At 60.7% G+C, this 17,491-nt stretch carries 11 protein-coding genes; 7 read left to right on the top strand and 4 right to left on the bottom strand.

What is annotated here, in order from left to right:
• Positions 1 to 67: 67 nt before the first annotated feature.
• Genes bcsA through FY152_15860 form a run of 4 tightly spaced genes read left to right on the top strand, consistent with a single transcriptional unit; the run spans position 68 to position 8,134 of the window.
• Complete coding sequence (bcsA, locus tag FY152_15875; GenBank protein ID UXS33649.1) at positions 68 to 2,257, top strand: UDP-forming cellulose synthase catalytic subunit; 2,190 nt, start codon at positions 68 to 70, stop codon at positions 2,255 to 2,257.
• A complete protein-coding gene (locus FY152_15870; protein UXS33648.1) occupies positions 2,254 to 4,737 on the top strand; it encodes a cellulose biosynthesis cyclic di-GMP-binding regulatory protein BcsB in 2,484 nt (827 codons plus the stop codon). Before bcsA ends, FY152_15870 begins: the two co-directional genes overlap by 4 nt.
• Positions 4,734 to 5,789, top strand: coding sequence for an endoglucanase (locus tag FY152_15865; protein ID UXS33647.1), 1,056 nt, complete (start codon positions 4,734 to 4,736; stop codon positions 5,787 to 5,789). Before FY152_15870 ends, FY152_15865 begins: the two co-directional genes overlap by 4 nt.
• Complete coding sequence (locus FY152_15860) at positions 5,780 to 8,134, top strand: cellulose synthase (protein ID UXS33646.1); 2,355 nt, start codon at positions 5,780 to 5,782, stop codon at positions 8,132 to 8,134. The genes FY152_15865 and FY152_15860 overlap by 10 nt, the downstream gene beginning before the upstream one ends.
• Positions 8,135 to 8,161: 27 nt before the next feature.
• On the opposite strand, the gene FY152_15855 is transcribed toward FY152_15860, so the two are convergent.
• Together FY152_15855 and FY152_15850 are read right to left on the bottom strand one after the other, a co-directional pair.
• Positions 8,162 to 9,316 (bottom strand): amidohydrolase, encoded by a 1,155-nt coding sequence (locus FY152_15855; GenBank protein ID UXS33645.1) that lies wholly within the window; start codon positions 9,314 to 9,316, stop codon positions 8,162 to 8,164.
• A 60-nt stretch (positions 9,317 to 9,376) separates the two neighbouring features.
• A complete protein-coding gene (locus tag FY152_15850) occupies positions 9,377 to 11,023 on the bottom strand; it encodes a GNAT family N-acetyltransferase (protein UXS33644.1) in 1,647 nt (548 codons plus the stop codon).
• 234 nt (positions 11,024 to 11,257) lie between these two features.
• On the opposite strand from FY152_15850, the gene FY152_15845 reads away from it, so the two are divergent.
• Both FY152_15845 and FY152_15840 read left to right on the top strand, forming a co-directional pair.
• Positions 11,258 to 11,992 (top strand): SDR family oxidoreductase, encoded by a 735-nt coding sequence (locus FY152_15845; protein UXS33643.1) that lies wholly within the window; start codon positions 11,258 to 11,260, stop codon positions 11,990 to 11,992.
• A 37-nt stretch (positions 11,993 to 12,029) separates the two neighbouring features.
• Positions 12,030 to 13,382 carry an aspartate aminotransferase family protein gene (locus FY152_15840; protein ID UXS33642.1) on the top strand — a complete coding sequence of 451 codons (1,353 nt, stop codon included), beginning with the start codon at positions 12,030 to 12,032 and terminating at the stop codon, positions 13,380 to 13,382.
• Positions 13,383 to 13,437: 55 nt separating this feature from the next.
• On the opposite strand, the gene FY152_15835 is transcribed toward FY152_15840, so the two are convergent.
• The gene (locus FY152_15835) at positions 13,438 to 13,875 is read right to left on the bottom strand and encodes an EamA family transporter (GenBank protein UXS33641.1); all 438 of its coding nucleotides are present in this window, start codon (positions 13,873 to 13,875) and stop codon (positions 13,438 to 13,440) included.
• A gap of 190 nt (positions 13,876 to 14,065) precedes the next feature.
• Positions 14,066 to 15,412, bottom strand: coding sequence for a dicarboxylate/amino acid:cation symporter (locus tag FY152_15830; GenBank protein ID UXS33640.1), 1,347 nt, complete (start codon positions 15,410 to 15,412; stop codon positions 14,066 to 14,068).
• Between the two features lie 236 nt (positions 15,413 to 15,648).
• On the opposite strand from FY152_15830, the gene FY152_15825 reads away from it, so the two are divergent.
• A complete protein-coding gene (locus FY152_15825) occupies positions 15,649 to 17,490 on the top strand; it encodes a sensor histidine kinase (GenBank protein UXS33639.1) in 1,842 nt (613 codons plus the stop codon).
• Position 17,491: the final 1 nt, after the last annotated feature.

Here is a 17,491-nt window from a genome sequence, read left to right as displayed (position 1 = left end):
TAGAAGAGGTCGTTGCAAAAAATCCGGGTAAGAATTCCGGGTGGGGAAAAGAACGGAAAATTTCGGGATGAACAAGGCCATCACGATCATTGTCTGGTTGCTTGTGTCGCTTTGCGTTCTGGCCATCATCACGATGCCGATCAGCCTGCAGACGCATCTGGTCGCCACGGCGATCTCACTTGTCCTTCTTGCCACGATCAAGAGTTTCAACGGGCAGGGGGCCTGGCGTCTTGTGGCGCTCGGTTTCGGCACGGCCATCGTGCTGCGTTACGTCTACTGGCGCACCACCAGTACCCTGCCGCCCGTCAACCAGCTCGAGAACTTCATTCCGGGCTTTCTGCTTTATCTCGCGGAAATGTACAGCGTGGTGATGCTGGGGCTCAGCCTCGTCATCGTCTCGATGCCGCTGCCTTCTCGCAAGACCCGGCCCGGCTCGCCCGATTATCGGCCAACGGTCGATGTCTTCGTTCCAAGTTACAACGAGGATGCGGAGCTTCTGGCCAATACGCTGGCGGCGGCCAAGAACATGGATTATCCGGCGGACAGGTTCACCGTATGGCTGCTGGACGATGGCGGTTCGGTGCAGAAGCGCAATGCCAGCAATATTGTCGAGGCACAGGCCGCGCAGCGCCGCCACGAGGAGTTGAAGAAGCTCTGCGAGGATCTCGACGTTCGTTATCTGACACGCGAGCGCAACGTTCACGCCAAGGCCGGAAACCTCAATAACGGTCTCGCCCACTCGACCGGGGAACTGGTGACGGTGTTCGATGCCGACCATGCGCCTGCCCGTGATTTCCTGCTGGAAACGGTCGGTTATTTCGAAGAGGACCCTCGGCTCTTTCTCGTCCAGACACCGCATTTCTTCGTCAATCCCGATCCGATCGAGCGCAATCTGCGCACCTTCGAGACGATGCCGAGTGAGAACGAGATGTTCTACGGCATCATCCAGCGCGGTCTCGACAAATGGAACGGTGCCTTCTTCTGCGGCTCGGCGGCTGTCTTGCGGCGTGAGGCGCTGCAGGATACCGAAGGCTTCAGCGGTGTCAGCATCACCGAGGATTGCGAAACGGCGCTGGCGCTGCATTCGCGCGGCTGGAACAGCATCTATGTCGACAAGCCGCTGATCGCCGGGCTGCAACCGGCCACTTTTGCAAGCTTCATCGGCCAGCGCAGCCGTTGGGCGCAGGGCATGATGCAGATCCTGATTTTCCGCCAGCCGCTCTTCCGGCGTGGCCTCTCCTTCACACAACGTCTTTGCTACATGTCATCGACGCTGTTCTGGCTGTTCCCGTTTCCGCGCACGATCTTTCTGTTCGCGCCCTTGTTCTACCTGTTCTTCGATCTTCAGATTTTCGTTGCCTCGGGTGGCGAGTTCCTTGCCTATACCGCGGCCTATATGCTCGTGAACCTGATGATGCAGAACTATCTCTATGGCAGCTTCCGCTGGCCGTGGATTTCGGAACTCTATGAATATGTGCAGACGGTTCACCTTCTGCCCGCCGTCGTTTCGGTGATCTTCAATCCGGGCAAGCCGACCTTCAAAGTGACGGCAAAGGACGAATCCATCGCAGAGGCGCGGCTTTCGGAAATCAGCCGCCCGTTCTTCGTCATTTTTGCGCTTCTGGTCGTGGCCATGGCCTTTGCCGCCTGGCGCATCTACAGCGAGCCCTACAAGGCGGATGTCACGCTTGTCGTCGGCGGCTGGAACCTGCTCAACCTCATCTTTGCGGGCTGCGCGCTCGGCGTCGTCTCGGAGCGCGGCGACAAATCGGCGTCGCGCCGCATCACCGTCAAGCGGCGCTGCGAGGTCAAGCTTGAGGGTAGCGAGGCATGGGTACCGGCTTCCATCGAGAACGTCTCGGTGCATGGTCTGCTGATCAATCTGTTCGACAATTCGACCGCAATCGAAAAGAACACGACAGCGATCGTGAAGGTCAAACCCCATAGCGAGGGCGTACCGGAAACCATGCCCATCAATGTCGTCCGGACAGTTCGCGGCGAAGGGTTCGTTTCAATCGGCTGCACTTTCTCGCCGCAGCGCGCCGTCGATCATCGCCTGATCGCCGACCTCATCTTTGCCAATTCCGAACAGTGGAGCGAGTTCCAGCGCGTGCGCCGCAAGAACCCCGGCCTCATTCGCGGCACGGCAATCTTCCTGGCGATTTCACTCTTCCAGACGCAGCGCGGCCTTTTTTATCTGGCGAAGGCGCTCCGGCCGGCCTCCAAAACCGTCAAACCTGCCGGAGCCGTGAAATGACCGGCAGCAAAACGATCAGGAGTTCACTGGCAGTGCTGATGTGGGGAGCCGCTGCAACCGGTGCTGTGGCGCAGTCCTCACCTTTTGACATGTCGCCCGAAAGGCCGTCCCAGACCACGCCGGCACCCGTGCCGCCACCCGCCATACCTCCGTCAGCACCTCGCCAGCAAGCTCCGGCCCAGATCCCGCCGCCGCCGCAGGCTCAGCCGTCGCAAGCGCAACCGCCACAGCGCCCGGCTGCCGCTCCGCCGGCGCCTTTGCCTCCCGTCACCGTCCCGGCGCGTCAGGAAAGTGCAAGGCCTGCACCGGCCCAGGCGCCGTCATTGGCCGCCGACAGCCGCCGCCGTTATATATTGCCCTACGAAAAGCTCAGCCTTTCCGGTGAGATAGACAGGCGGCAATGGAGTATCTACCTCACTCCAGAGCAGGTGAATGCCGCCGTTGCCCTGAATATCGGTTATCAGAACGCCATCGTGGTCGCACCTGAAAGCTCGAATTTTCAGGTCAGCCTGAACAATGTTCCGCTCGATGCCGCGCGCATTGAAGCGCCCGACAGCGAAGGCAATGTTTCGCTCAAAATTCCGCCCGGCGTCTTGCAGGTTGGGGCGAATGTCGTGACGCTTGGCGTGCAGCAGCGTCACCGGACCGATTGCACAATCCAGTCCACCTACGATCTGTGGACCGATGTCGATCCGGCGAGCACCTATATTGCCTTCAATGCCAATGTTGCCGGCAACTTCGCCAATATAGACGATATTCAGGCAACCGGGCCGGATGGCAAGGCGGCAACGTCGATCGAGATCGTCGCGCCGGGGCTCGGCAATCCGGCATTTGCGGATTCGCTCCTGCGGCTCTCGCAGGCTCTGGCGCTCAGAACCCAGATGCCGAACCAGACGATCCGTTTCGTTTCTGCGCCTTCCACCGAACCCAGAGCCGGAACGCTGGTCGTCCTCGTTGGCACCGCGCGTGAGATTGAGGGCCTTTCCGGTGCGCTGCCGCCCGAGGCATCGGCGGGCGCCTTTGCCGGTTTCGGCAGTGCCGCGTCTGGCGGCCTCTCTCCGCTCTTCGTCAGCGGCCCGACCACGCAGGCGGTGCAGGCGGCGATAGAAACGCTGTTTTCGTCCATTTCGCGCACGCCCGGTGCGCAGAGAACGACCTTTTCGACCCGCAGCTGGCACGCGCCGGATGTACCGCTCATCATGTCGGACCGCCGCATCGCTCTTTCCGAGCTGGGTATAGAGAGTGCTGAATTTGGCGGACGGCGTTTCCGCAACGAGTTCTACATCGGCATGCCTGCCGATTTTTATGCCTCTGCCTATGGCGAGGCGTCCCTGCTGCTCGATGCCGCTTATTCGTCGCAGGTATTGCCCGGCAGCCATATCGACATCTACGTCAATGACGAAATCGCCTCGACGGTGCCGATTTCCAACAATGGCGGCGGTATTTTCCGGCATTTGCCCATCAAGGTGACGATGCGGCATTTCAAGCCGGGTCCGAACAAGGTGACCATCGAGGCCGTTTTGATGACGGCGCAGGATCAGGCCTGTGCGCCCGGTGCACCGGCCAGCGCGACCCCGCGTTTTGCGCTGTTCGATACCTCGGAAATCCAGGTGCCGGATTTCGCGCGGATCGGCCGCAAGCCGGATCTGGCGGCGATGGCGGGTGCCGGGCAGCCCTACAGGGCGGCCGGAGGCCCTGTCGCCCTGTCGCTCGATCGTTTCGATACCGATACGATGTCGGCGGCCGCGACGCTCATCAGCCGGCTTGCAAGTGTGTCCGGGCATCCGATCAATGTCGAAACTGTCGCCTCGCCGCTGGTGATCGGTGATCGCGACGCCCTGTTCGTCGGAACGATTTCTCAAATTCCGCAGGCGCTGATCAGCCAGTTCAATCTCGTTCCTTCCAGCCAGATATCCTGGAAGATCGGGACCGGCGTCCAGCCGCCCGCCCAAAACAGCGATACCCTCTTCAACGACTGGCGCGAGCGGGTGGATGGCGGCGTCTGGGAGGGGCAGGTCTCCTCCCTGGAGGAGTGGATGAAGCGGAATTTCGACCTCAGTTCGGATACGCTGCGTTTCCTGCCTGCACCAGAGCAGCCTTATGCACCGCCCGGAAATGTCTCCTTCATGATGGCACAGGGCCTCAGCCCTTCCGGTGAAGGGGTCTGGACACTTGCCACTGCGCCAACGTCGGCGGAGCTTCGGGACGGCATGACGGCGATGGTGCGCGAAAACCATTGGCGAGACGTCACCGGACGGGTCGCCGCTTACGACGCCACGGCCGAAAAGATCGAGACGGTGGAGGTTGAGAGGCCGTATTTTTATACGACACGGGATTTCTCTCTCTCGAACTGGAGGCTGATTGCCGCAAACTGGCTGTCCTCCAACGTGCTTTCCTATTCGCTGGCGTTTATCGGTTTCGTGTCGCTTCTGGGCCTCGCTACCTTCGTGATGCTGCGTTTGATGGGGCGACATCGATGAGGTCAGGGGTTTTAAGATTTGTCGGCATTTTTTGTCTTTCGCTGATGGCGCTCACCGCAAACATCTCCGCCAGCCGCGCCGCATCGGTCTCGCCGGAGGCATGGGCGGCCTATAAAGGCGTGTTCCTTGATCCCGGCGGGCGTATCATCGACACAGGCAATGGTAATATCAGCCACAGCGAAGGGCAGGGCTATGGCATGTGGCTTGCCGTCCTTTCCGATAATCTTGCCGATTTCGAGCTGATCTGGAGTTTCACCCGCACCGAACTGCTCGTGCGCGATGACGGGCTTTCGGCGTGGAAATGGGATCCCCGTACCAGACCGCATGTGACTGATATCAACAACGCCACGGATGGCGACATTCTGATCGCTTACGCGCTGGCGCTGGCCGCCGGACAATGGAACCGGCAGGACTATGCCGAGGCCTCGGCAGCCATTGCATCCGCCATTCTGAAGAAGACCGTCGTGCAGCGCAGCGGTAGGACGTTGCTTTTGCCGGCCGCCAGCGGTTTTGGTGAAGATGATCGGGATGACGGGCCGGTGGTCAATCCTTCCTATCTGATCTTCGAGGCCTTTCCGGTCCTTAATCTCGTCGCGCCATCGCCGCTCTGGAAGGCTCTCGCCGATGATGGGGCGGCGCAGATCGGCGCATTCGCTTTCAGCGATAAAAAACTGCCGGCTGACTGGGTGTCGGTGAAGACCAAACCGCAGCCGGCCTCGGGTTTTCCGGCGGAGTTCGGCTATAATGCGGTGCGGATACCACTTTATCTTTCGAGGGCGAAAATGGGCTCGCCGGAACTGCTTGCCCGGTTGAAAGACGGCATGACGCTGGAAAGCGGTGCAGCCGGGACCTTCGATCTCAAGAACGGCACGGTCAAGGACGTGCTGTCAGATCCCGGTTATCGCATCATTCCGGCGCTGGCAGCCTGTGCGGCGGGCGGCGCGAGCGTTCCCGCTGAACTGAAGAGCTTCCAGCCAACGCTTTATTATCCTTCTACATTGCATCTTCTGGCATTGTCGTTTCTGGCAAGGAATAACGGGGAATGCCGATGAACAAGCCTCTGTCGACCTCGGCTCTCATCCTGCTTCTGATTGCGCTGGCCGCCTTCCACTGGCGTGACAGCATTCTCGGGCGGGTGTCGGATGTGCATACTTCGGCGGTCGGTGACAATCGTGCGGTGCCGCGCATATCGCCGGCGACGGCCAATCCTGCGCAGATCAATGCTTTCCTCCAGAACCGCGAAATGGCGCAGGTAACGCAGCCTGCGACGCCACCGGTCACGGTGCCCGCGACTGACCCGCAGCCGATGGTGCAGACTGAGACCCGCGGACAGACATCGCAGCCACAAACGGCGCAGGTGCCGGCACCGCGAGCGACCCAGCCGGCAGCACCCGATATGCCTGATGTCGATCTCAGTGCGCTGCGCTATTTCGCGGCTAAGGGCGATACCCAGCGCCTTCAGGCTGAAATTGCCCGCCTTCGCACGCTTTATCCCAACTGGACGCCGCCTGCCGATCCGCTCGCCATTCCTGAGAACGGCGATCCGCAGCTTGATGCCATGTGGCAGCTTTATACCGACGGCCGTTATGCCGAAGTACGGAAAGCGATTGCCGACCGGCAGCAGACGGAGCCCGGCTGGCAACCGCCCGACAATCTGACGGGCATGCTTTCGCTTGCCGAAGCCCGCCAGCGCCTCGTCAACGCTTCCGATCTCAAGCAATATGCGACGGTTGTGGACGCGGCCGCCAACAATCCCGGCCTGCTCACCTGCAGCGAGGTGGATGTGCTGTGGCGTGTTGCCGATGCTTTTGCCAATACCGACCGGATGGGACGGGCGCGGGACGCCTATCTTTACATTCTCAGCAATTGCACGGTGCCAAGCGACCGGCTCGCCACGGTGCAGAAGGCATCAGCGCTTCTGCCATCGCAGATGATGGACGAGTTGCTGGCCAAGGAAAAACCCGGTGTGGACGGTCAGCTGGAATTCGAGCCGGTCAAGAATGATCTCGCCCGCCAGTTCGTGGCAAAGGCGGGGGAGAAAGAGGGCATTTCCGTTCCCTCCGCTTACCTGATGCGGCTCGAAAGGCTTGCGGAGACAGACAAGCTTGCAAGCGATGCCCTGTTGCTCGGCTGGTACAATATCCGTCAGAAGAACATGACGGAGGCGGAAAAGTGGTTCCGCAAGGCACGTGAAGAGGAAGACGGCGCATCGGCCTCGCAGGGGCTGGCGCTTGCGCTGATTGACCGCAACGAGCCGCGTGAGGCCGAAGACGTCATGTATAAATGGCGTAATGCATCCGATGATGCGCTTGCGACCTATCTTGCCGCGACCGCCAATCTTCTGGCGCTTGAGCCGCCTGTCGTGTTGCCGCCGGACGTGTTGCAGCGCATCGCAGCGGAAACGATGACCCGCAAGGATGCCGCGACCGCGCAGCAATTCGGCTGGTATTCGCTTGCCTTCCGGCAAACGCAGCTTGCGTTGCAATGGTTCGGCACGGCGCTTGGCTGGAAAGCGGATGATGAGCCTTCGGCCTATGGCATGGCGGTCAGCTATCACGATCTGCGCAATCTCGCCGGGCTGCGCGGCATCCAGCAGCAATGGGCAAGCCGGTCACAACGCATTGCCGATGTCGGAACGGCACGCATGGTGGACCAATCCATGCAGCCGATTGCACCCGCTACCGCGCCGCCTGCCACCGCCGCGTCTCAGGCAACAACGTCCGCGCCCTATACGCCTCAGGCAGCAGAGACGGTGGTGGCTTACAGCCAGCCGCCTGTAGTCCAGCAGCCAGCCCCGGAACCCTCGCGCAAGCAGGCGCGCCTGCCGTCGCAGACGCAAAGGACGAGCAGTGCCGCCTCGCGCCCACGTTCCTGCGCCGTCTATCCCGATCCGCAGCGCCTGCCGGCGCAGCAGGCGCTTGATCTCGGCTGGTGCCTGATGGAAACGAACCGTCCGGCAGAGGCCCTGAAGGCCTTCGAATCCGCCATTGCAAGCGGTCAGTCCACAGTGAAAAGCGATGCGGCCTATGGTCAGAGCCTTGCCTATCTGCGCATGGGGCTGACGGACCATGCTGCCGTTTCGGCGACGAAATCCCAGATGGAGCGTCCACGGGCGACGGAATTGCAGGTCTCGATCCTGGCCGACAGGGCGGTTTCAGCCTTCCAGTCGAAACGTTATGCGGAAACGCTTCTCCTGCTCGATCAACGGGCGCGGCTTGCCGATGAACGAACCGATTTGATGGTGCTGCGCGGATATTCCTACCTTGCCATGCGCCGCTATGCCGACGCTGCGCAGATTTTCGAAAGCCTGACGTCCATCGGCGATAAGGAAGGCATCAGGGGACTGGCTGCGGTCCGCGCCGCCAGACCCAGCAATGGGCCGCAGGGCGGCGGCTGACGGCGGCGGCTAAAGAGTGGCCGCTGCTTATCCCGCGTCGGTGAGATTGCGAATGATGCGCATGAAGATGCGTGCGCCGATATCGATCAGCCCGTCCGGAAAGTCATAGTCGGGATTGTGCAGGTTAGGATAGTCCCTGCCAGCGCCCAAAAAAAACATTGCCGATGACGAGACGGCGCGGAAGCGGCCGAAATCCTCCGAAGCCCGCATGGGCAGACCTTCCGAGCTGCTTGAAACTTTCTCCTCCACCAGCGCCTGCAGGATATGGGCGACGGCTTCCGGTGCATTCTCGCAATGCAGGAAAATATCGTCATAGCTGATGTCGAGGGTCAGTTGCTGTTCATCCGCGATCTTCTTCGCCAGCAATTCCGCGTCCGCGCAAAGCTTTTCCATTCGGTCGTCGGTCAGCGTCCTGAGCGTCGCCCAGATTTCCGCATCAGCCGGGGAAATGCCGAAGGCGGCCTCGCCCATGGCGGCGTGGGTGATCGTCACCATCGAAAAATCGGGCTGCGGCGGGAAACCGAAACCGAGATCGGTCAAAGCCGGCATCAGTTCTGATATTGCCCGCATCGGCGAGACGCCGTGCTCCGGGGAGGAGGCGTGCGCGGTCTTGCCGGAAAGACGGATCTTGATGCCGCGCGAGGCGCAGTTGACCGGCCCTTCCACCACGCTGACATGCCCGAATGGCAGGCCGGGAAGATTGTGCAACGAGAAAGAATAATCCGGCTTTATCGCGCCAAATCGCGGATCGGCGATAACAGCCGCCGCCCCCGCACCGGTTTCTTCCGCCGGCTGGTAAAGCAGGATGACGCTGCCGGTCTCAGGGCGTTTTCTGGAAAGGCCGAGCGCCAGCGCTGTCAGAATGGTTGAATGGCCGTCATGGCCGCAAAGATGGCCCTTGCCATCGGTGCCTGAGCGGTATTCGGCCTCGCTTTTTTCGTGAATGGGCAGCGCGTCGAGTTCCGAGCGGATGAGGATCGCCGGACCGCTTTTTCCGCTGTCATAGACCGCTGCCATGCCGTGGCCGCCGAGATCGGCAAGAATCCGGTCCGGTTTTGCCTTCGCAAGGAAATCGCGGATGCGCCGCGCCGTTTCCTTCTCCTCGCCGGAAATTTCCGGATGACGGTGCAGATCATGACGCAGCTCGATGAGGTCGAGCATATCCCTGTTGGTCAGAAACATATAAAATCCTTGCAAGTCGTCCGGCCGGTTTTGCCTGCCGCAACTTACAGATCATTCCGTTCAATGCAAAACCTTTGGCGGGTGCCAGCGCTTGCCCGTCGTTTTCGGTTTGGCGGCAAGCGTGATGACATCGGCAGGGATTGTAGCCTTCGCTTTCGGCAGATCCAGCCGGGCAAGGGCTGCGCGCGCCTTTTGCGCATATTCCAGATGTGTCGCGTCATCCGAATGGTAGTGTTGCAGCCTGTCGAGGATTTCCGCGCCTTCCACCGTCCTTTCGGCGGCGATGAGGGCGACGGCGCATTTATAGAGCGCCTCGCGATGGAAGGGGGCGCGATTGGTCACCTGACGGAAGGCCTCGGAAGCCTCATTATATTGCTGTTGCGCGAGCCGCGTTTCGCCGATGCGCATCCACAAAAGAACAGGGTCCTGACCGCTGCCGAGAAGCCCGAGGAATGCGATTTCCGCTTCCCGGAAGTCGCCGCGGTCAAATGTCAGGTTGGCCAGTCCGAATTGCGCGCCGATATGATCGGGCGCTGCCGCCAGCACCTGGGAAAAGGCGATATTGGCGGCCGCCTTCTTGCCCATCTTGTAAAGCTTGAGGCCCTCCTGATAGACGAAGCGTATGCTGCGCGGGTGGAGCGTGCCACCGAGGTTATCGCCGGAGCGGGTGCGGAAAAGCGTGCAGCTTAGCCTGTGCTCCTCCGGTCCGAAGAAATATTTATATGGCTCGTTGCCGCGCAGGAAATCATAGGTCTTGAAACCCTGCTCGATCGCCCTGCGGATGCAGTGCCCGTGCAGCACCAGCCCGGGTGAGGGGGTCTTCCAGTTCTCGTCGCGACCGGTGATGTAGAACAGAACCGACATTTTCTGTCGGTCGATGATGTTGGCCAGCGCCCCGAGCGGCTGGTCGCCGAACCAGAGGACCGGCACTTCCAGATCGCCGCGAATATAGACATCCATCAGCATCTGCCGCGTTGCGCCGATCAGCAGTTCCGTGCGTTCCTTGCCCTTGTGCGGCGCCCAGCGGATACGCCAGAAATCAAACAGGATGTCCATGTCCCGCTTGATCGTATCCCGCGTTGCGAAGGTGATGCGATATTCGTCGCCGCCCTCCACCTTCCTCATGAAACGACGCAGCTTTTGACGGGTCTGGCTGCTCATGTGGCTGTCGAGATAGCCGTCAAACGTGTCTGGAAGGGCCACGACCGGGCAGATGCAATTGTTGATGTTGTAGGGGTTGGTCGGCATGTTGTCTCGGAACATGACAAGCGGCCCCTGAAGCGCGCGGATCATCGCGTCGCGCCGCTCCGGTGGACCGGAGAGATAGTCCAGTTTGAGTTCGGTCCAGTTCTGTTGCCGAATATAGGAACAGAAACCGGCAACCGCTTGATTTTCATATTCCGGCAGGGTGATGAAGCCGGTGTAATCCGCCGCCGCATTGCCGGCCATGACGATGCTGTCGTGGAAGCGTCCGGTTTTCTTGTCCGGTTCGGTGACGATGCGCAGCGGAAAAAATGCGACATAGGGCGATCCTTCCGGGCGTTCCCTGAGCGCCAGGATGAACCATCGTTTACGGCGCGGCATGTAATCCCGCAGCCAGCCCCAGGACAGGAAATGCCGGGAATGGGGATCGGCCATGAACACCGCTTCCCAGTTTGGCCGGATCGCCTCGAAGCCGGCGTCCGTGTCGATGATGTCGATACGCATTCTTGCCCCCTCCCAATACTGATCACACATTCGGGAGGTTTCATTTTATGGGCAAATGGCTGGCTTCAAATATTCCCTTCGGGTGAAAGGCCTGCATCAAATGGGATTAGCCCGTCGCTCGTCTTCCAACGTTCTGCCGCGACAAAAAAGCCCTTGTTCGTCGATTGTAACTCTCTAACATGCGGGCTGAATGCACGCCCGGCTCAACGGTCCGCATGGCACAGGAGTTCTCATATGGCTGTTCCTTATATGCTTCTGACCGGCGCCAGCCGCGGAATAGGGCATGCCACCGTCAAATTGTTTCAGGAAAAAGGCTGGAGAATCCTTACCGTATCGCGGCAACCCTTTTCGGAGGAGTGCCGCTGGCCTTCGGCGCGGGAGAGCCATATCCAGGCCGATCTCGAGGACCTCTCCCGCATCGACCAACTGGCAGATGAAGTGCGCTCGCGCCTGCCGGAGGGAAAGCTTGCCGCTCTCGTCAACAATGCGGGCATCTCGCCAAAGGGCGAAGGCGGAAGCCGTCTTGGCGTTGCCGATACCACGGCCGACATCTGGACACGGGTGCTCAACGTCAATCTTGTCTCGACGGCGCTGCTTGCCCGCGCGCTTCTGCCGGAACTGGAGGCGGCGAAGGGTTGTATCGTCAACGTCACATCCATCGTCGGCTCGCGGGTGCACCCTTTTGCCGGCGTGGCCTATGCGACATCGAAGGCGGCGCTCGCGGCCTTGACGCGGGAGCTGGCGCATGAATTCGGCCCGCGTGGCGTGCGCGCCAACGCCATCGCACCCGGCGAAATCAACACCGCGATCCTTTCTCCGGGAACCGCCGAACTGGTGGAGGCGCAGGTGCCGCTCGGACGGCTCGGCACCACGGCCGAGGTGGCGCAGACCATCCATTTTCTCTGCTCGGAGCAGTCGAGCTATATCAACGGCGCGGAAATTCACATCAATGGCGGCCAGCACGTCTGACGCTTCAGCCCATCCAACCGAAACGGAGCCCTCACCCATGACCATTCTGCCGAATTCCGTCGAGGCACGCGATATCGCCTACCAGATGCATCCGAACGTCAACCTGCGCAAATTCGAGAAGACCGGCGGTCTGGTGATCGAAAGCGGCGACGGTATCTATGTGACTGATAGCAGCGGTAAGCGCTATATCGAGGCAATGGCGGGGCTGTGGTCGGTGGCGCTCGGTTTCGGCGAACAGCGGCTGGTGGACGCGGCGACAAAGCAGATGCAGAAGCTGCCCTATTACCACACCTTCTCCTACAAGACGCACGGCCCGTCCGTCGATCTTGCCGAGTTGCTGATCGAGCTTTCGCCGGTGCCGATGTCGAAGGTGCATTTCACCTCTTCGGGGTCCGAGGCCAACGATCTTGTCGCCAAGATGGTGTGGTATCGCTCCAATGCGCTTGGCAAAAGGGAGAAGAAGAAGATCATTGGCCGCATCAAGGGCTATCATGGCGTGACGATTGCTTCCGCATCGATCACCGGCCTGCCGCGCAACCACGAGAGCTTCGACCTGCCGCTGGACCGCATGCTGCATACCGCCTGCCCCTCCTATGTGCATTTCGGAAGGGACGGCGAAAGCGAGGCGGAGTTCACCGCACGCATCCTGAAAGAACTGGAGGACCTGATCCTCAGCGAAGGTCCCGAAACCATCGCAGCCTTCTGGGGTGAGCCGGTGATGGGTGCCGGCGGTGTTCTTCTGCCACCCGAAGGTTATTGGGAAGGCGTGCAGGCAATCCTGAAGAAATACGACATTCTGCTTGTCGTGGACGAGGTGATCTGTGGTTTTGGCCGCACGGGCAAGATGTTCGCCTGCGAGACCTATGGCATCAAGCCGGATGTGCTTGTCGTTTCCAAGCAGATATCCTCATCCTACATGCCGCTTTCGGCGATCATCATGAATGATAATTTTTACCAGCCGATCGCCGATGAGTCCGACCGCATCGGCTCCTTCGGCCATGGTTACACCGCCTCCGGCCACCCGGTTGCGACGGCCGTAGGGCTGGAGAACCTGAAGATCATTCAGGAGCGCGATCTGGTCGGCAATGTCGCCCGGCTGGAGGGCAGGTTCCTCGATCATCTGAAGGCGCTTGCCGATCACCCGCTGGTGCACTCCTCGCGCGGTGTCGGTCTTCTCGGCGCGCTGGAGATAAAGCCATGGGAAGGCACAAAGCCGGGCGATGCGACGCTCGCCATCGCCGCTGCCATCGAGGAAGAGGGTGTGATCACCCGCCCGATCGGCGAATCTATCTGCTTCTGCCCGCCGCTGATCATCACCGCCGAGCAGCTCGATGACCTGTTTGCCGGTGTGAAGCGTGGTCTGGACAAGGCTGCGTCGGCACGCACCTGATGACTTTGCGAATGTCCCGGCCGTTCATCCGGCCGGGCAGCGCTGTTCGCCCGCCTTATCCGCGATATGCCACAAGCACCGCGCCGCAGGCGATCAGCACTACGCCCAGCCAGTTGGGCAGCGACAGCCGTTCCCCCAGAAACAGAACCGCGAAGACGGCGACGAAGACGACGCTGAGCTTGTCGATGGGGGCGACGCGGGCGGCGTCGCCGATTTTCAGCGCCCGGAAATAACATATCCACGAGGCGCCGGTCGCCAGACCCGAAAGCACGAGAAAAATCCACGTCCGTGCCGAAAGGGTGGAGGGCTGCTGCCAGTTGCCGGTCACATAAACCATCAGGCCGGCGGCGGCGAGGATGACGATGGTGCGGATGAAGGTGGCGAAATCGGAATTGACATTTTCGATGCCGACTTTCGCAAAAATCGCGGTCAATGCCGCGAAAGCCGCCGATAACAGCGCCCAGAATTGCCAGGCCAGAAACAGGTTCTTCATATGGGCCTACTCCGTTCTTCGCATTCGTTCTTCCTATTCGGCTCTACAGCATCGGAAAGCTTATAAAAACCGTTTTCAGTGCGCGGGAAGGCTTGAACGATGAAAGGCCGGAGCATCGATCCCGATGCGCCGGCCTTCATGCGAGAGCCTGCCCGGAAAACCGGGACAGGCCGGACCTTGGGAGGTCGTATTATTCGGCGGGCTGAACCGAAGCCGGAAGCTGATCCACATCGGCGATACCGGTGAATTCTTCCTTGCCGCTCAGGACGCGGGCAAGCTGGTCCTGATCCAGTTCGCCTTCCCAACGGGCAACGACGATGGTGGCGACCGCATTGCCGACGAAGTTGGTGAGGGCGCGGCATTCCGACATGAAACGGTCGATGCCGAGGATCAGCGCCATGCCGGCGACCGGAACCGAAGGCACGACGGAGAGGGTTGCCGCGAGCGTGATGAAGCCCGCGCCGGTGATGCCGGCGGCACCCTTGGAGGAGAGCATCGCCACCAGCAGCAGCAGGATCTGTTCACCGAAGGACAGGTGGATGCCGGTCGCCTGCGCGATGAACAGAGCCGCCAGCGTCATGTAGATGTTGGTTCCGTCAAGGTTGAAGGAATAACCGGTGGGAATGACGAGGCCGACGACGGAGCGCTTGCAGCCGGCCTTTTCCATCTTGCTCATCAGGCCCGGCAGGGCGGCTTCGGAAGACGACGTGCCGAGAACCAGCAGCAGTTCTTCCTTGATATAGCGGATGAGCGCGACGATGGAGAAGCCGTTATAACGGCAGACCGCGCCGAGAACCACGAACACGAACAGGAAGGACGTGACGTAGAAGGTGCCGATCAGCATCGCAAGGTTGGTGACGGACGAGATGCCGTATTTGCCGATGGTGAAGGCCATGGCGCCAAAAGCGCCGATGGGGGCGGCCTTCATCAGGATCGCGACCAGCTTGAAGATCGGATACATCAGGGCATGCATGAAATCGGTGACGGGCTTGCCCTTTTCACCGACGATGCCGAGCGCGATGCCGAACAGCACCGAGAAGAACAGCACCTGCAGGATATCGCCGCTGGCGAATGCACCGACGATGGTTGTCGGAATGATGTTCATCAGGAAGCCGGTGATGGTCTGCTCATGGGCCTTGTCGGCGTAGGTCGCGACGGCCTTGGCATCCAGCGTGGCCGGATCGATGTTCATGCCGGCGCCCGGCTGCACGGTGTTGGCGACGATGAGGCCAACGATGAGCGCGAGCGTGGAGAATACGAGGAAGTAGATCATGGCCTTGCCGGCCACGCGGCCCACCTTCTTCATGTCGTTCATGCCGGCGATGCCGGTTGCGACGGTGAGGAAGATGACGGGTGCGATGATCATCTTGACGAGGCGGATGAAGCCGTCGCCGAGCGGCTTCAGCTGTTCGCCGAAAGCCGGATAGAAATGGCCGAGCGCGATACCGGCGATGATGGCCACCAGAACCTGGAAATACAGGTGCTTGTAGAATGGCTGCTTGGCGTGGCCTGCGGCCACGGCTGTCGTATCGATCATGTTTTTTCCTCCTCGGCCTCACCCTGCCTTTATTGGCCTCCCGGGATCGCCGTGACGTTGACGGCTTCGCGCCGATTGCGGAGTCATGTGCAATACGCATGCCAGACTTGCTTATTTGGTGTAACTGGCTGATTTCAAAAGTAGTTTTTATTGGCGCTTGATCCGCCCATAGGCATTTGTGCGGAATTCCGGACAAAATCTCTTGCGGTCTGTGCGTAAATCCGCACAATTGTCGCATGACCTATCAGGATCAGACATCTCATTCCCATGCGAAGCGGCGGGCGCAATGGCTGGCGCTGGCGGGCCTGTGGCTGCTCGTCAGCCTTGGCGTTCTGCTGGTGGCCGATGAGTTCGCCCGCAATCAGGCGCTGCGCATGGCCGGTTCCGAGGCCGCCACGGATGCCGAACTGAAGATCGCGCTCCTGAATGTCGCGCTGGAGCGGCCGCGCGCCATTCCGCTTGTCCTCTCTGGAGATCCCGATCTTGCCGCCGCGCTGGACGGCGGCGGTGCTCCTGCCCTCGACCGGTTGAACCGCAAGCTGGAGGGGCTGATTGAAGGTACGCAATCCTCGGTGATCTATGTGACCGGGCCGACCGGATTGACCATCGCGTCGAGCAACTGGCGGCAGGACGACAGCTTTGTCGGCTCCAATTATGCTTTCCGCGAATATTTTCAGGCGGCGATGAAGACCGGCATGTCCGAGCACTATGCTCTCGGCAATGTCAGCCGTCGGCCGGGTCTTTATATCTCCCGCCGCATCGATGCCGCCGATGGGCGGCCGCTTGGCGTCGTCATTGCCAAGGTCGAGTTCAACCGGCTGGAGACAGACTGGAACATCGGCGGCAAGCCGGTCTATGTGGTCGACAGAAACGGCGTCGTGCTGATGACCAGCGTGCCGGAATGGCGCTTCAAGACCGTTGCGCCGATCGATGAGGCGCGGCGGAAAATCATTTCCGAAAGCCTGCAATTTGGCAATGAGGCGCTTTCAACGCTGCCGTTTCGGGCGGCGCGGCGCGCGAGCGAGGGTATTCCGCTCATTCATGTCGATGAGCCGGGGAGGGAACGCGGCGACTATCTGCGGCTGGAAGTGCCGGTGCCGACCACTTCATGGACGCTGCATTATCTCCAACCCGTCGCGCCGGCGCTGAACGCCGCCATCCGCGAGGGCAGGGTGGTGGCGCTGGCGACGCTGATGCCGCTGATGGCGCTTTCGGCCCTGTGGCTCTGGCGCAGGCACAAGGCACTCAAGGAAAAGGAAGAGGAGCAGCGCGCCCGCGCCGAGCTGGAAATGAAGGTGCAGGAGCGGACCCGCGACCTGACGAAGACCCGCGATCATCTGCAGGCCGAAATCGCCCTGCATGAAAAGACCTCGGGCGAGTTGCGCAATGTGCAGCACGAATTGGTGCAGGCCAACCGCCTTTCCATTCTGGGGCAGGTGGCGGCGGGCGTGGCGCACGAAATCAACCAGCCGGTCGCGACCATCCGCGCCTTTGCCGACAATGCCCGCACGCTACTGAAGCGCGACCGCATGTCCGAGGCCACTGAAAATCTCGAAAACATCGCGGCGCTGACCGAGCGTATCGGCACGATTACCGGCGACCTGAAGATATTGGCCCGTAAGGGCCGCACCGCCGCCGAGCCTGTCAGTGTTCGACTGGTTATCGAAGGTGCGGTCATGCTGTTGCGCAGCCGCTTCTCCGGGCAGATGGATGCGCTGGATATCGTGTTGCCGGATCAGGATCTGAAAGTGCTCGGCAGCCGTATCCGGCTGGAGCAGATCCTCATCAATCTTCTGCAAAACGCGCTGGAAGCCACTGAAGCAATTGACGCCGCCCGCGTCGAGGTGCGCGTGCGCGATGAAGGCGACATGGTCGTGCTTTCCGTCAGCGACAATGGCACGGGCATTCCCGAGGCCATCCGCGCCCAGCTTTTTTCACCCTTCAATACCTCCAAGGAAAGCGGCCTTGGCCTTGGCCTCGTCATATCAAACGATATTGCTTCGGACTATGGCGGGCGTATCGAGGTGGTGAGCGGCCCGGTGGGCACCTCTTTTTCCGTATATCTGAAGCGAGCATGAC

The organism is Agrobacterium tumefaciens (assembly GCA_025560025.1).
In the GTDB taxonomy this organism is placed as follows: Bacteria; Pseudomonadota; Alphaproteobacteria; order Rhizobiales; family Rhizobiaceae; genus Agrobacterium.
The sequence above is the reverse complement of the archived record's forward strand: the minus strand, read 5'-3'. Positions and strand labels throughout refer to the sequence as shown.

Excerpts from the sequence above, each read along its gene's own strand:
- FY152_15860 (UXS33646.1), top strand. The coding sequence starts at position 5,780 with ATGCCGATGAACAAGCCTCTGTCGACCTCGGCTCTCATCCTGCTTCTG.
- FY152_15845 (UXS33643.1), top strand. The coding sequence starts at position 11,258 with ATGGCTGTTCCTTATATGCTTCTGACCGGCGCCAGCCGCGGAATAGGG.
- FY152_15835 (UXS33641.1), bottom strand. The coding sequence starts at position 13,875 with ATGAAGAACCTGTTTCTGGCCTGGCAATTCTGGGCGCTGTTATCGGCG.
- FY152_15840 (UXS33642.1), top strand. The coding sequence starts at position 12,030 with ATGACCATTCTGCCGAATTCCGTCGAGGCACGCGATATCGCCTACCAG.
- FY152_15830 (UXS33640.1), bottom strand. The coding sequence starts at position 15,412 with ATGATCGATACGACAGCCGTGGCCGCAGGCCACGCCAAGCAGCCATTC.
- FY152_15870 (UXS33648.1), top strand. The coding sequence starts at position 2,254 with ATGACCGGCAGCAAAACGATCAGGAGTTCACTGGCAGTGCTGATGTGG.
- FY152_15855 (UXS33645.1), bottom strand. The coding sequence starts at position 9,316 with ATGTTTCTGACCAACAGGGATATGCTCGACCTCATCGAGCTGCGTCAT.
- FY152_15850 (UXS33644.1), bottom strand. The coding sequence starts at position 11,023 with ATGCGTATCGACATCATCGACACGGACGCCGGCTTCGAGGCGATCCGG.
- FY152_15825 (UXS33639.1), top strand. The coding sequence starts at position 15,649 with ATGACCTATCAGGATCAGACATCTCATTCCCATGCGAAGCGGCGGGCG.
- bcsA (UXS33649.1), top strand. The coding sequence starts at position 68 with ATGAACAAGGCCATCACGATCATTGTCTGGTTGCTTGTGTCGCTTTGC.
- FY152_15865 (UXS33647.1), top strand. The coding sequence starts at position 4,734 with ATGAGGTCAGGGGTTTTAAGATTTGTCGGCATTTTTTGTCTTTCGCTG.